A 15758-nucleotide genomic window follows, 5' to 3' on the forward strand; every position below is an offset into this window, starting at 1 on the left:
ACGTGACCGCATCTATTTAGTTCAAGGCTTAATTTTTGAAGACGTTAAAGACAATAAAAAGAAGCTCCAGCTAAGCAAAGCTGCTTAACTGGAGGCACTGTACTCTATTCAATTTGACCCTCACCAACACTATTTGACGAAGAGCCCGTATTTTTTAATGGATGCGGCTACGGTAAAGGCCCACCACTAATCCTAAGATTGAGACATTCTCAAGGATAATAGGCTCTAGTGCATCATTTTCTGGTTGAAGGCGAATATAATTCTTCTCTTTGTAGAATCGTTTGCACGTGGCTTCATCTTCATCGGTCATAGCGATTACGATGTCGCCATTCTTAGCGGATGCTTGTTTTCTAACAATCACATCATCGCCATCTAAAATCCCGGCATTAATCATACTTTCCCCACGAATAGTCAACATAAATAATGTGCCATCTTCTGAAGCCAAGTTTGGTGGAATCGGAAAGAAATCAGACGCATCTTCTACAGCAAGGATTGGTTCACCTGCCGTAACAGTTCCTAAAACTGGAATAGTGGTTGGTTGAATATCAATTTTGGAAAGCCCTGTTGCAGTTAATTCAATGGCTCTTGGTTTAGTTGGGTCGCGTAGAATCAGGCCCTTTTTTTCTAATCGTGCAAGATGCCCATGGACAGTTGAGGTAGAAGACAGATTTACGGCTTCACCAATCTCTCTGACTGTAGGTGGATATCCTTTTGCATTGACCTGTTCATAGATATATTTTAAGATATCGACTTGTCTCGTTTCCGTACGTTTGGTCACGATTCACACCTTCTTTCATTTAATGATTTCAGTTTACCATATTAAATAAACGAAATCAAACAAGCGTTCGCTTTTTCTGCTTATTTTTTGTTGTATTTTCAGAGAAACTTTAATAAGATAGGAAGGGAGAGAAAAGAGGAGGGCTATTGTATGTTATCAAAAGAAAAACTAGCTCGTATTAACGAATTAGCAAAGAAGAAAAAAGAAACAGGTCTTACTGACACGGAACTAAAAGAACAACAACTTTTAAGAGAAGAGTACTTAGGTGCTTTCCGTTCTGGGATGAAGCATCATATCGAAGGAATGAAGGTTGTTGATCCAGATGGCAAAGATGTAACACCAGAAAAATTGAAACAAATTCAAAAAGAAAAAGGCTTACATAATCGCTCGAATGAGTAGAAATAAGCCGAATAAACATTGCATTTCCTTTTATTTTCTTTTACAATGAAGGAGATAAAAGTAAAATAAACCTAAATTCAGGAGGGATTCTTTTGTTCGACAAAACAGATCAACTCGGCGTTAATACAATCCGTACTTTAAGTATTGAAGCTATCCAAAAAGCTAATTCAGGTCATCCAGGTTTACCAATGGGGGCTGCACCAATGGCCTACGCATTATGGACCAAACATTTAAAAGTTAATCCAACTACTTCTACTAACTGGGTCGATCGTGATCGCTTCGTGCTTTCAGCAGGTCATGGCTCAGCAATGCTTTATAGTTTGCTTCATTTATCTGGTTACGATGTGACGATTGATGATTTGAAGAATTTCCGTCAATGGGATAGCCGCACGCCTGGGCATCCAGAAGTCCATCACACGGATGGTGTCGAAGCAACAACAGGTCCTCTAGGCCAAGGTATCGCAATGGCTGTTGGTATGGCGATGTCTGAAGCTCATTTGGCTGCAACATACAATCGTGAACATTTTAATGTAATGGATCACTATACGTACGCATTATGTGGCGATGGCGATTTAATGGAAGGTGTTTCTCAAGAAGCAGCTTCAATGGCTGGTCACATGAAATTAGGTAAATTAGTCGTTTTATACGATTCAAATGATATTTCATTAGATGGACCGACTTCTAAAGCCTTCACTGAAAATGTGGGTGCGCGTTTTGAAGCATACGGTTGGCAACATATCCTTGTGAAAGATGGCAATGATTTAGAAGCTATCTCACAAGCAATCGACGCAGCGAAAGCTGAAACTGACAAACCAACATTGATTGAAGTCAAAACAGTCATCGGTTATGGCGCACCAAAAGAAGGGACCTCTGCAGTGCATGGTGCTCCTTTAGGTGATGAAGGAATTTCTGTTGCTAAAGCTGTTTACGGTTGGGAATATCCTGACTTTACAGTGCCTGATGAAGTGGCTGCTCGTTTTAAAGAAAAAATGCAAACAGAAGGCCAACAAGCAGAACAAGCTTGGACAGAATTATTTGCCAACTACAAACATGCATATCCAGAATTGGCTGCTCAATTTGAAGATGCTTTTGCTGGCAAATTACCTGAAGGCTGGGACAAAGAATTACCTCATTATGAAGTAGGATCTAGCCAAGCAAGCCGTGTCTCTAGTAAAGATATGATTCAAGCAATCTCGAAAGCTGTTCCAAGCTTCTGGGGTGGATCAGCTGACTTATCTGGCTCTAACAATACAATGGTTGCAGCAGAAAAAGATTTCGAACCTGGCCAATACGAAGGTCGCAACATCTGGTTTGGTGTGCGTGAATTTGCTATGGCTTCAGCGATGAACGGAATTCAATTACACGGCGGAACAAAAGTATATGGCGGAACATTCTTCGTCTTTACTGATTATTTACGCCCAGCGATTCGTTTAGCAGCTATCCAAAACATGCCTGTAACTTATGTCTTAACGCATGATTCAGTAGCTGTCGGTGAAGATGGCCCGACACATGAACCAATCGAACAATTAGCTAGCGTGCGTTGCATGCCTGGCGTGCATGTCGTTCGTCCTGCAGATGGCAATGAAACCCGTGCTGCTTGGAAATTAGCGATGGAATCAACAGATACTCCGACTATTTTAGTCTTGAGCCGTCAAAACTTACCAGCACTTGAAGGAACTGATGAATTAGCGGATACTGAATTAGCTAAAGGTGGCTACGTCTTATCTCCACAAAAAGGTGAAACACCAGACGGTATCCTAATTGCGACAGGTTCTGAAGTTGCTCTTGCAGTTGCAGCTCAAAAAGAATTAGCAGCACAAGGCAAAGATGTTTCAGTGGTTTCTTTACCAAGTTTTGATTTGTTTGATGCACAAGATGCAGCTTACAAAGAATCAGTTTTACCAAAAGCTGTCACAAAACGTGTTGGTATTGAAGTAGCTTCACCATTTGGTTGGGAACGTTACACAGGGACAGAAGGTAAAATGATCGGAATTGATCACTTTGGCGCTTCAGCACCTGGCGATAAGATTCTTGCTGAATTTGGCTTCACTGTTGAAAATGTTGTTACGACTTACAATTCATTATAAGAAGTAACTTTTCTAAAATAGCTCAAAAATAGTATAAAACCAAGAAGACTTACAGAATCTGTAAGTCTTCTTTTTTATATCTCTTGTGTCTTACTAGAGTCTTTTATGTTTCCGGCGGTCTTTAGAAAATAAAAACAGACAAATACCGTTTAGGAGTAAAAATGAACCAATTGGGAAAATATTTTAGGCTGATTCTATTTATCAATTATAATTGATGTATCAAAACACTGGAGGGAACAGTTATGTTTAATGAAATTATTGATTTTGTTCAAAAATATTTGTATTTCGGAATGATGGTATTTGGACTTATTGTGATTTTTTATGGTATTTTCCGAATGAATCGTGTGGAGAAGAATGGGACGAAGGAAGAACGAATAGCCAATCAAAAAGCCATGGTATTTACTACAAAAGCCTTTCTTTATTTAACTGCTCTTCAACTTACCTTTGGAGTGCTGACCTATGTTCTCAATGGCTTCGATGGTAATTTAACGTATGAAACCTTTGTGAATAAGTATTTCCAAGTCAGCACGTTAGTTCTAGGAATTGCTTATTTTAGCGCGTTGGATTTTTACTCTAGATCAAAAAAAGACCAGGAAAAAATGACAGAACAAATCCTAGGTAGCGCTCTAACTCAAAAGGGGAAGAAAAGATAGACTAGACGTGCAAAAGTAAAAATAATCGATGAGAAAAATCACTGAACCTGTGAATCAGTCTCCTAATAGACAATAGATTTTATAATTTTCAGTTCGCTCATTTAGCTGGAAATGTGGTAACAATTTTCAACTAAATGATAACAAGGAGCTTCTAAAATAGCTAAAAAGAAGAAGACTTACAGAATTTGTAGGTCTTCTTCTTCATATTTATTGTGCCCAGCTAGAGATTTTTTATGTTTCCAGCATTGGATTGCCTGAGCCAGTGAAGCACCTTTATTCGCTGCAAAGAAATCACGAATGTATGTATTATATTCGAATTATTATAGAAACTACTCACTCGATTGCAAAATAGTTTATAATAGGCTAGGTGGAGGAAAGGGGATAAGCTGATGATTATCGATAAACTAAACGACTTGATTAATGCCAATGAAGAAGGAAGTACCGCTTCGATCATTAGTAAATTCGTCAAAGCTAATATCGCGACGTTGCACGAGCTGACGATTGATGAGATTGCGGCTAGTTGCTATGTCTCAAAGGGGCAAGTCTCAAAATATGTGAAACGTCTAGATTATGAAACTTTTGGCGAATTTCGGCTGGCTTGCTTAGATTATTGTGATTCTTTGACTAGAAAGAATCGTTTATTTACAAAAGAGCAGAGTCTTCAGGAAAATAGTCAGTTAACGACACGTGAACTGAGCAAGGCCTTAGATTATGTCGCAACAGCTATCAATTATCAGCAGCTAGAAAAATTTAGCACGACCCTTTTGACGAGTCAAAAAATTTATGTTTATGCCCAAGGAGAAGCAAGGGCTTTATGTAATTATCTGCAAGCTGAACTGAGTCCTTTTCAAAAAGAAGTGATCATCTGTGACTCAGACTTTCTGAAAATAACGCAGTTAAATCGTCAAGATGCCTTACTAATTATGAGTATCAATGGACAATCTTTTCAGTATAATCAGCGGATAATCAAACGTTTGACGACCTCTCCAGCCAATAAATGGCTACTAACTTGTAAGGAAGACTTGCCATTTTCTAGCAATACATTACTCGTTCCATCTTATAATAAACGTTTCAATACCTTAGCCGTGCGCCATGTATTGGATTTACTAATCGCCCAAATAGCTATTTCACAATCAGCTAGATAAAAAAAGAGGCAAGCGCTAAGATAGTCCATCTCCGCAACAAATTAGTTAGATTATTGAATAAAAATCCAATTTTTAAATCAACAATCTAATCTTATTGGTCAATACATCGGTGTCTAATTTAGAAAGCTTATATCGATAGTAAAAGTAGAATAAATACGAAAAGAGAGAATCAAGACCTGTTTTTTTCCTACTAGTCTTCATTCGCACAACTTTTAAGATAAAAAATAAGGGGAAAAGGCTGATTTTAACGAAAAAAACTACTAGATAATGGATTCTTGCTATTTAGTGATCCGCTAAAACTTCAAAAAACTGTGCGAATAGACACTAGTGGCTAATTTTCCCTACTACAGATAAAAATGTAAAATTGGGCACTTATTTCAGCTAATTTTTTTATAGGAAACAGCTGTAGAATCCTATACATATAGGATTCTCTATTTATTATACATTTCGATTCGAAGATTGAATGGGAGATATAAGTCAAAATTTTCCCTACTAGTCTTCATTCGCACAACTTTTAAGATAAAAAGTAAGGGGAAAAGGCTAGTTTTAACGAAAAAACTACTAGACAATGGATTCTTGCAATTTGAGACTCGACCAAAACACTCGAAAACTGTGCGAATAGACACTAGTGACAAAAAACTAGAAATATTAACTTGAGAAAGAACCAGCTGGTATAGCTAAGACTGTAAAAGGTTCTAATCGTGGAGAAACTTACTTCAAAAAAATATTTTTTAGCTCCCGTAGTTCTTCCCACGAAGCAGTATTAATGCATAAAAATAAAGTAGCAAGCAGTTGAATGGATTCCTTCAACTGTTGCTACTTTATTTTTTACTAGAAGAATTTTAGGTGTTTAGTCTGGAAGTTCTTATTTGCTGTTCTGCCTAATCGATAGCAAATTCCCTACTTGCTACTCGTGTTTATGTATGGTCTTTCTGAGGAAAAGATCGATAAAATCGACAAGGTTATAGGCGAAATCCACTAGAAAATGGATTCTTAGAATTTGATGTCCTAAAAAACGCAAAATATCATACATCAGAAACACTGTTATAAGAAAATTGAATAATTCAAAGTTTCTAGTCTTCACTTAGTAAATTATTTAGATTATCGAATTTTTATATCTTTAATAATATCGTTGTTATTTATTTTGATTACAAATCCTTCATCTCACTTCTGTTGATAGTTTGTTACAAGCCTTTTACAAATTCGTTTTATCGATTCGTAAGATTTGTCCTTGCCAATATTTCCTCCTATAATTGGTAGTGCTTGAAACCCATTTTTTGTTATTATTTCAATTTATTGTTTCTATATAAAAGGAGGAGTTATTTTGCAAAACTATCCAACACGTAGTGCTCGACATCAAAAAAGGAAGGTGAAAACGCCTATCCTGAATCCTAAAACAATTGTTCCATTAATTGGTACCGGCTTAATGGTTGCTTCATTTTCAACGCCATTATTTGTTCAAGAGGCCGCGGCTAACACGTCGACCTATCAAGCACCTTCAGCGAGTGCCATTGATTCATTTATCGAACAAATTGGCTGGACTGCTTCTGAGGTCGCTGCTAGTAATGACTTATATGCCTCAGTGATGATTGCCCAAGCGTTATTAGAAAGCGGTTATGGCACTTCAGGGTTGTCTAATGCCCCTTACTATAATTTATTTGGTGTCAAAGGTAGCTACGACACGGGAGTTTACATGTCTACACAGGAATACCTAAATGGTCAATGGGTAACCATGAGTGAGCCGTTTAGACAGTACAATTCTTTTTACGAATCGCTCCAAGACCATGCCAATGTGTTACGCTCGACTAGTTTTACTACGGGTGCCTATCATTATTCAGGTGCTTGGCTGAGCCAAACCACAAGCTATTTGGATGCAACGGCTTATTTAACGGGTCGATACGCAACCGATCCGGGCTATGCTGGAAAATTAAATTGGTTAATCTCTACTTATAATTTAACTCGTTTTGATAGTCAATATTCCGGCTACCAAACGACTGCTACCAGCTATTCTGACTCTTCCTATGATCAAACAGGTGGCACAGGTATTGCGACTGCAACACAAAGTTATACTGTTCAATCAGGCGATACATTATGGGATATTGCCAACACCTTCGGTACGACCGTCGATGCAATTAGCGCTAACAATGGCTTATCTGGCTATACGATTATGATTGGCCAACAATTGATTGTCTAAAATAGCTGCTCATTCAGCTGACTTATTAAAAATACTAATTAAAAAAGATTATCCGCGAAAATTTTTCGGATAATCTTTTTTTTTGCTTTTCAGCCAATAGCATAGAGTGATGAGCTCTGGCTACAACAAAAAATCAACACACAAAGCTGTCCCACAAAAACCAAATCCATTTATTTCGGTTGACTTTGTAAAAAGTTTAGGTTAACCTAAAAATATCAAAGAGGAAGTGTAAAGGAGGAAGTTATGCTTAAGACAGAAAATTTGAGTGTCTATTATAACGATTTTTTAGCGTTAGAATCGGTTTCGTTTTCTATTGGAAAAGGGACCATGACTGGAATTATCGGACCTAATGGTGCTGGCAAGTCAACTCTATTGAAAGCCATGCTGCACATTGTTTCGCATCAAGGAACAGTGTTGATTGATCATAAAGAAAGTAAGAAACAATTGAAGAAGGTGGCTTATGTGGAACAGAAAGCTGCGATTGATTACACGTTTCCCATAGAAGTGAGGGAATGTGTTTCACTTGGAACCTATGCGGAGAAGAAACTTTTCCAGCGAATCACCGATAAAGAATGGGCGAAAGTCACAGAAGCCTTGAAGATGGTGGATTTAGAAGAATATGCGCATGAACAAATAGGCGCTTTGTCTGGTGGACAGTTTCAACGGGTGCTGATTGCCCGCTGCCTTGTTCAAAATGCTGAGTATATCTTTTTAGATGAACCATTTGTTGGGATTGATTCTGTTAGCGAGAGAATTATTATGCGTACATTAAAGCAATTGAAGGCGGAAGGTAAGACAATTTTGATCGTTCATCATGATTTGAGTAAAGTCAGTGATTACTTTGATGAAGTCTTGATTATAAATAAGAATTTAATCACTCATGGCAGCGTGACAGCTGTTTTTACTGAAGAAAACTTGCAAGAAGCTTATGGCGACACCTTATTTATTGGCAAAGGAGGAGGGGCAACATGATTCAAAATTTCATCAACGGATTACATGATTTTCATTTTTTGCAGAACGCCGTTATCACCGCAGTGGTTATCGGGATTGTCTCTGGCACCATCGGCTGTTTCATCATCTTACGAGGCATGTCTCTGATGGGCGACGCCATTTCACATGCCGTTTTACCAGGCGTTGCTTTATCGTATATTTTAGGAATTAATTTTTTCATCGGCGCGATTTTATTTGGTCTGCTAGCCTCGGTCTTGATTACTTTTATCAAAAATAATAGCGTCATTAAAGGGGACACGGCGATTGGTATTACCTTCAGCTCATTTCTAGCTCTAGGTGTGATTCTGATTGGTGTAGCCAATAGTTCGACTGACTTATTCCATATTTTATTTGGAAATATATTGGCGGTACAGGATGTCGATAAATGGATTACCCTAGCTGTTTCGTTGATCGTATTGCTGGTTGTGGCACTCTTTTTCAAAGAATTATTGATTACTTCCTTTGATCCATTAATGGCTAAAGCAATCGGGATGAACGTCAACTTTTACCATTATCTATTAATGATTTTACTGACCTTAGTTGCCGTGACAGCTATGCAAAGTGTCGGCACAATCTTGATTGTCGCGCTGCTGATTACACCGGCAGCTACAGCCTATTTGTATGCGACAAGTCTCAAGAAAATGATTATCATCTCTTCACTATTAGGTGCTGGCGCCTCACTTATTGGCTTATTCATTGGCTATAGTTTTAATATTGCCGCAGGTTCCAGTATTGTGCTTACTTCTTCGGCGATGTTTGCCATCAGTTTTTTGATCTCACCTAAGCAAAATATTTTGAGAATGAGAGGAAAAAAATCATATGAAAAAAGCTAAAAAAACGATTGGCGTTGTCAGTTTCTGCCTAATTATTTTTCTATTAAGTGCTTGTTCTACTAGCGATAAAACCAACGAGACAAACACATCTAGTGAAAAATTACAGGTGGTTGTGACCAATTCAATTCTGAGTGATATGACACAAACCATTGCCGGGGATAAAATTGACCTGCATAGTATTGTTCCTGTGGGCAAAGATCCACATGAATATGAACCTTTACCTGAGGATATGAAAAAGGCATCGAAAGCTGACTTGATCTTCTATAATGGTCTAAATCTAGAAACAGGTGGGAATGCCTGGTTTACGAAACTCATGGAAAATGCCAATAAAAAAGAAAATCAAGATTATTTTGCTGTGAGCGAAGGGGTTGAGATTCTTTATTTAGAAGAGGCAAATGAGGCTGGAAAAGAAGATCCTCATGCTTGGTTAAACTTGGAAAATGGGCAAATCTATGCGAAAAATATTGGCAGACAGCTAATGGAAAAAGATCCGGCTAACCACGCCTATTATCAAGCTAATTTGGATCACTATTTAAAACAATTGGCTGAGTTAGATCAGGAAGCAAAATCAAAATTTGCGACGATTCCGATTGACAAGAAAATGATTGTCACAAGTGAAGGTTGTTTTAAATATTTTTCTAAAGCCTACGGCATCCCTTCGGCCTATATTTGGGAGATTAACACAGAGGAAGAGGGAACACCGCATCAAATAAAAGAACTGGTTGAGCAATTACGCGCCACTAAAGTGCCTGCTTTATTTGTCGAGAGTAGTGTCGATGATCGACCGATGAAAACAATCTCAACAGATACCAATATCCCAATTTATGCCACCATATTTACTGACTCAGTTGCCGAAAAAGGTCGCGATGGGGATAGTTATTATGCAATGATGAAATGGAATCTTGATAAAATCGCTGAAGGGCTTTCAAAATGAACAAACCGAAAATCCTGCCACTAAGTATTTTTAACCAAGGAAACCCTTTCTGATTAGAAAAAAAGTTGACAATTTTTATTCATAATGAATAAATAGAAAGAAATAATATTCGCCAATTTAGCAGGGCTGTTGTATTATAGAAGGTGAGAGTTGTATATTTTTTTCAAATCAAGGAGGAGAAAAATATGACACAAATTTATAATTCAGTAACGGAACTAATCGGCAAGACACCTGTTGTGAAGTTAAATCGGATGGTACCCGAAGATGCAGCAGAAGTCTTTGTTAAATTGGAATTCTTTAATCCAGGAAGTAGTGTCAAAGATCGAATTGCTTTAAGCATGATCGAAAAGGCTGAAAAAGAAGGAACACTTCAAGCTGGCGCAACAATTATTGAACCAACTTCAGGCAATACGGGGATTGGTTTAGCGATGGTTGGTGCAGCAAAAGGCTACAAAGTCATCATTGTTATGCCTGATACGATGAGTGTTGAACGCCGGAAATTAATGCTTGCCTATGGAGCAGAGTTAATTTTAACTCCAGGTGCTGATGGGATGAAAGGGGCAATTGCTAAAGCGACAGAACTAGCAGAAGCGGAAGGCTACTTTATGCCGTTGCAATTTGATAACCCAGCAAATCCTGATGTGCATGCAAAAACAACCGGTAAAGAAATCCAAGAAGTCTTTGGTACCCAAGGTCTCGACGCATTCGTTTCAGGAATTGGCACAGGTGGGACGATTACAGGTGCCGGAAACGAATTGAAACGCGTTTACCCAGCAATCAAAGTCTATGCTGTGGAACCAACAGAATCACCTGTTTTAGCAGGTGGCCAACCTGGACCCCATAAAATTCAAGGAATTGGTGCTGGCTTTGTTCCTAAAGTTTTAGATACTAACGTTTATGATGAAGTGTTGGGTGTTTCAAGTGAGGATGCCTTAGAAACGGCTCGTAAAGTAGCGACTGAGGAAGGGATTTTAGTTGGAATCTCATCTGGAGCAGCTATTTATGCCGCACTTGAAGTCGCTAAAAAATTAGGCAAAGGAAAGAAAGTCTTAGCGATTGTGCCAGATAATGGTGAACGTTACCTTTCAACCGCTCTATATGCGACAGATAGCGAATAGTTTCCGTCTATTTTCTTCGCTAAATTGATAGAAATTAGAAGAAATTACTTTTTGATAATCTCATGAAATCAGAACTAGCTATCTAGTCTTCAATTTTGATGATTAGTAGCTAGTTTTCTGTTTTTTAGCGATTTATGAAAAATGTAGGATTAAAAAAATTCAAAATATACAATAAAAAGGGGTAATAACTGATTATTTTGCAGATTAATCGCTAAATATAGTAGTAATTTTTATGAAAAAATAGTATTATCAAAGAAGACTAAATTAGGAGGCGCTTTGATGAGTAACACAATGGTTAAGGACGCTATTTCAAAGTTAAAAAAAGCCAATATCCGAATTACCCCTCAACGTTATGCAATCTTGGAATATTTAATTGAAAATCGGACCCATCCGACAGCTGATGAAATCTATAAATCTTTAGAACACCAATTTCCTAATATGAGTGTTGCTACTGTTTATAATAATTTACGTCTTTTTACAAAGATCGGTTTTGTTAAAGAAATGAGTTACGGCGATGCATCCAGTCGTTTTGATTTTAGTTCAAATCGTCACTATCATGCAATCTGCCAAAGCTGCGGCAAAATTGTCGACTTTCATTATCCAGGTTTAGAGGATGTTGAGATGGCGGCTAGCGAACTAACGGGCTTTGAGATTAACGAACATCGTTTAGAATTATATGGGACTTGTCCTGACTGTCAAGCAGCCGAAAAAGAGGAAGCTTAATCCTTTAACTATCTTTCTATAGAAAAAGACTAGCTGACAACAAGATCAAAATTCAGGCAGCACGCGTACGTAATAACAGGGCAGCCGTGCCACAAGTAAATATCTATAATTGAGAAAATCTAACTTCTATTCTCAGAAGTTAGATTTTTTGTTTTGTGAAATTGCTTAATAATTTAGCTAGTTTATCCAAAAACAGGTGTCATCAAGTCTGATAATAAAGCTTTTTACAAAAGAATGATTATTTGAAAATATTATTGTGAATTCACAAGCAAAAATATGTTTCTTCTTCTTTAGATTTGTTATAGTGAATAAGTCAACAAGTTGGCAAACACTATAAAACGAAAGAAGGCGTAACAATGAAAGTAGTCGTAGTAGGATGTACCCATGCTGGAACTTCTGCAATTAAGAGTATTTTATCAAATCACCCGGAGGCCGAAGTAACCGTTTACGAACGTAATGACAACGTATCTTTCCTATCGTGTGGGATTGCATTATATGTAGGAGGCGTGGTGAAAGACCCTGCTGGCCTTTTCTATTCAAGTCCTGAAGAATTAGCTTCCCTTGGTGCTACCGTTAAAATGGAGCACGATGTTGAGTCAATTGATGTGAATGCGAAAACAATCACAGCTAAGAATTTAAAAACAGGTGAAGTCGAATCTGCTTCTTACGATAAATTAGTCATGACTACTGGTTCATGGCCAATCATTCCGCCAATTGAAGGCATCCAGTCAGAAAATATTTTACTTTGTAAAAATTATAATCAAGCAAATGAGATTATTGAGAAAGCCAAATCGGCTAATAAAATTGTCATCGTCGGTGGTGGTTACATCGGGATTGAATTAGTTGAAGCCTTTGCTGAATCAGGCAAAGATGTGACATTAATTGATGGCTTAGATCGTATTTTAAATAAATATTTAGATAAACCATTTACCGATGTCCTAGAAAATGAGTTAGAAAAGCAAGGCGTAAAATTAGCTTTAGGTGAGAATGTTCAACAATTTATCGCCGATGAAGAAGGCAAAGTTAAAACTGTTGTGACACCCAGTCAATCATTTGATGCCGATATGGTCATCTTATGTGTTGGTTTCAAACCAAACACTACTTTAATCGATGGACAAATCGAAACATTGCCAAATGGGGCAATTAAAGTCAATGAATATATGCAAACAAGCAATCCAGATGTCTATGCAGCAGGGGATTCAGCTGTTGTTCATTACAACCCAAGTGGTACGCAAAACTATATTCCATTGGCAACAAATGCCGTTCGTCAAGGCTTATTAGTCGGCTATAACTTGACTGAAAATAAATTAGCTTACCGTGGCACGCAAGGAACATCTGGTCTTTACCTATTTGGTTGGAACATTGGTTCAACTGGTGTGACAAAAGAAAGCGCACAAATGAATAATTTAGAAGTGGACGCAACTTTATTCGAAGACAATTACCGTCCAGAATTTATGCCAACAACTGAAAACGTGAAAATGTCATTAGTCTATGAAAAAGGCACAAACCGCATTGTTGGGGCTCAATTCATGTCTAAATACGACATCACTCAATCAGCGAATACTTTGTCATTAGCCGTTCAAAATAAAATGACTGTGGAAGATTTAGCAATCTCAGATTTCTTCTTCCAACCACATTTTGATCGTCCATGGAACTACTTGAATCTATTGGCGCAAGCTGCCTTAGAAGATATCAAAAAAAGAGGCTAATGTTTAGCTTTATACAAGAGAAATAGCTTATAATAAGAAGCGAAGGAGTGGGACAAAGGTTCTGCTCCTTCGTATTCTTTTATGAATGAGGTGGCAGGTTTGAGTGTTAAAACAATCGGGATTCGTAGTTTTTATGCATTATTAGGTGTTTTTATTTTAGGATTAGGAGCTGCTCTTTTACGGATTAGCAGTGTCGGTTTAGATCCTTTTACAGCCGCAAACATTGGCGTTGGTGGTAAACTGGGCCTTTCTTTAGGGGTCTATCAATTAAGTCTTAATGCCCTTATTTTAGTTTTAGTTTTTCTATTTGGCCGAAAATACATTGGTATTGGAACAGTCATCAATATGGTCTTAACTGGCTTCTTTATTGATTTCTTTACGTGGTTATTTACGAGTGTTTTACACGTTCCTATCACAAGTGTTTCGAGAATTATTTTGTTGATTTTCGGCGTCCTTATTTTTACGTTTGGTGCCTCCTTTTATATGTCAGCTAAATTAGGCAATGCTCCTTATGATGCTATTGCCCCAATCCTTGTGGATCGATTCGGCGTTCATTATCGGATTATTCGCATCATCCAAGATGTTTTGTTCATGCTGATTGCCTTTCTTTTTGGCGGTCCAGTTGGTCTAGCGACAATTATTAATGCCTTCTTTACCGGACCGTTGATTACCTTTTGGGATGAGAAAGTCAGTCAACCGTTGATAGAAAAAAGTGTCAAAAAGCTGTCTGATGAAAACTAAGGATAAATAAGTCACTGGATATAAAGTAATCACTCTTTCGAATGATTACTTTTTTTAGTATACTAGAGTAGAAAGTGGGGGACGTCCATATGACATCTTTACAGGAGTATTTAGAAGCTGGCCAAACAATCATTTCTAATTTGTTGCTGAAGAACTATTATCGCTTAGGAATGAAAAACCAGGAATTTTTGTTATGGCTTCAATTATATAGACTACAAAATCAAGGAGATTTATTTCCAGATTTGACCGTGATCGCTGAGGATATGGGTGTGACAACCGATCAAATTTTTCAATCGTTAGACAAATTAGAGTCCAAAAATTTTTTAAAGATTGAAACTTTTACCGATGCACAGGGCAAGAAAAGAGACCGTTATAATTTATCTTACACTTTCGAAAAGTTGTCGATACTTGAAGAGCAGGACAAGTTTAAAACGGAACAAAAAAATGAAAAAGATTCGATTAAAGAGTTGTATCGTTCAGTGGAACAAGAATTTGGACGGCCTTTATCGGCGATTGAATTTCAACGAATTGGCGAATGGCTTGAGGTCGATCATTATTCCTCAGAATTGATTCAACTGGCGTTGCGCGAAGCCGTTCTTAGTCAAGCCTATAATCTAAATTATATTGATCGGATTTTGCTTTCTTGGGAAAGAAAAAATATTAAAACAAAGCAGCAGGTACTAGAGGAGCAACGTAAAAGAAAGCAATTATTGATGCAAAAAGAAATAGAGCAAGCAGACACAAAGAAACCATTACCAATAATTTCAATTGAAAACTGGCTAGATGATTAAGGGGGAAGAGCAGTGTTAAATAGTGAAAAAACCATGATTGCAATAGAAGAGATGTACCAGTTGTTTCCCACTGCTCACGGAGAGCTTACTCATCAATCGTCGTTTGAATTATTGATTGCAGTAATTTTGAGTGCCCAAGCGACAGATGTTTCTGTCAATAAAGCGACACCCGCTTTATTTGCTGCCTACCCAACACCTCAGCGACTTGCGGATGCACCTATCGAAGATATCATACAAAAGATTAAAACAATCGGTTTGTATCGGAATAAAGCGAAGAATATCAAAGCTTGCGCCCAACAATTGTTAGATAATTTCCATGGGGAGGTTCCTCAAACCAGAGAAGAATTGATGAGCCTTGCAGGAGTCGGCCGGAAAACGGCTAATGTCGTCTTAGGTGATGCATTTGGCATTCCAGCAATTGCTGTCGATACTCATGTTGAGCGAGTCTCGAAGCGTTTAAGAATCTGTAAATTAAACGCCAACGTTTTAGAAGTCGAAGATACGTTAATGAGAAAAATCCCTAAAGAACTTTGGGTCAAAACGCACCATACAATGATTTTCTTTGGACGCTACCACTGTTTAGCACGAGCACCCAAGTGCGATATTTGTCCATTATTATCGATGTGCCAAGAGGGTAAAGACCGTATGAAATTAGCCAAATAA

15 protein-coding genes are annotated in these 15758 nt (G+C 37.8%); 14 read left to right on the forward strand and 1 reads right to left on the reverse strand.

All coding sequences use genetic code 11. The features are described from left to right. Positions 1-154 precede the first annotated feature (154 nt). On the reverse strand, positions 155-778 hold the full coding sequence (lexA, locus tag BAU15_RS11850; RefSeq protein WP_161842959.1) for a transcriptional repressor LexA: 624 nt from the start codon (positions 776-778) through the stop codon (positions 155-157). Positions 779-928: 150 nt separating this feature from the next. On the opposite strand from lexA, the gene BAU15_RS11855 reads away from it, so the two are divergent. From BAU15_RS11855 to nth, 14 genes are all read left to right on the forward strand, one after another. Further along, positions 929-1177, forward strand: a complete 249-nt coding sequence (locus BAU15_RS11855; protein ID WP_161842960.1) for a DUF896 family protein — start codon at positions 929-931, stop codon at positions 1175-1177. Between the two features lie 92 nt (positions 1178-1269). Next, positions 1270-3264 (forward strand): transketolase, encoded by a 1995-nt coding sequence (gene tkt / locus BAU15_RS11860; protein ID WP_161842961.1) that lies wholly within the window; start codon positions 1270-1272, stop codon positions 3262-3264. Between the two features lie 242 nt (positions 3265-3506). Further along, positions 3507-3917 carry a hypothetical protein gene (locus tag BAU15_RS11865; protein WP_161842962.1) on the forward strand — a complete coding sequence of 137 codons (411 nt, stop codon included), beginning with the start codon at positions 3507-3509 and terminating at the stop codon, positions 3915-3917. A 389-nt stretch (positions 3918-4306) separates the two neighbouring features. Then, positions 4307-5062, forward strand: a complete 756-nt coding sequence (locus BAU15_RS11870; RefSeq protein ID WP_161842963.1) for a MurR/RpiR family transcriptional regulator — start codon at positions 4307-4309, stop codon at positions 5060-5062. 1324 nt (positions 5063-6386) lie between these two features. Then, positions 6387-7256: a glucosaminidase domain-containing protein gene (locus BAU15_RS11875; protein ID WP_161842964.1), complete on the forward strand. Its 870-nt coding sequence runs from the start codon at positions 6387-6389 to the stop codon at positions 7254-7256. Between the two features lie 243 nt (positions 7257-7499). Further along, complete coding sequence (locus BAU15_RS11880; RefSeq protein WP_161842965.1) at positions 7500-8228, forward strand: metal ABC transporter ATP-binding protein; 729 nt, start codon at positions 7500-7502, stop codon at positions 8226-8228. Then, complete coding sequence (locus BAU15_RS11885) at positions 8225-9079, forward strand: metal ABC transporter permease (RefSeq protein ID WP_161842966.1); 855 nt, start codon at positions 8225-8227, stop codon at positions 9077-9079. Before BAU15_RS11880 ends, BAU15_RS11885 begins: the two co-directional genes overlap by 4 nt. After that, positions 9066-10013 carry a metal ABC transporter substrate-binding protein gene (locus BAU15_RS11890; RefSeq protein ID WP_161842967.1) on the forward strand — a complete coding sequence of 316 codons (948 nt, stop codon included), beginning with the start codon at positions 9066-9068 and terminating at the stop codon, positions 10011-10013. The genes BAU15_RS11885 and BAU15_RS11890 overlap by 14 nt, the downstream gene beginning before the upstream one ends. Before the next feature lie 185 nt (positions 10014-10198). Then, entirely contained in the window at positions 10199-11131 is a 933-nt protein-coding gene (gene cysK, locus BAU15_RS11895; protein WP_161842968.1) for a cysteine synthase A, read from the forward strand. A 279-nt stretch (positions 11132-11410) separates the two neighbouring features. After that, complete coding sequence (locus tag BAU15_RS11900; RefSeq protein ID WP_161842969.1) at positions 11411-11854, forward strand: Fur family transcriptional regulator; 444 nt, start codon at positions 11411-11413, stop codon at positions 11852-11854. A gap of 356 nt (positions 11855-12210) precedes the next feature. After that, the gene (locus BAU15_RS11905; protein ID WP_161842970.1) at positions 12211-13563 is read left to right on the forward strand and encodes an NADH oxidase; all 1353 of its coding nucleotides are present in this window, start codon (positions 12211-12213) and stop codon (positions 13561-13563) included. An 81-nt stretch (positions 13564-13644) separates the two neighbouring features. Beyond that, positions 13645-14304: a YczE/YyaS/YitT family protein gene (locus tag BAU15_RS11910; RefSeq protein ID WP_161842971.1), complete on the forward strand. Its 660-nt coding sequence runs from the start codon at positions 13645-13647 to the stop codon at positions 14302-14304. Between the two features lie 89 nt (positions 14305-14393). Continuing rightward, the gene (locus BAU15_RS11915; RefSeq protein WP_161842972.1) at positions 14394-15095 is read left to right on the forward strand and encodes a DnaD domain protein; all 702 of its coding nucleotides are present in this window, start codon (positions 14394-14396) and stop codon (positions 15093-15095) included. A 12-nt stretch (positions 15096-15107) separates the two neighbouring features. Next, positions 15108-15758 carry an endonuclease III gene (nth, locus tag BAU15_RS11920; protein ID WP_161842973.1) on the forward strand — a complete coding sequence of 217 codons (651 nt, stop codon included), beginning with the start codon at positions 15108-15110 and terminating at the stop codon, positions 15756-15758.

The organism is Candidatus Enterococcus huntleyi (assembly GCF_009933175.1).
Classification (GTDB): domain Bacteria; phylum Bacillota; class Bacilli; order Lactobacillales; family Enterococcaceae; genus Enterococcus_K; species Enterococcus_K huntleyi.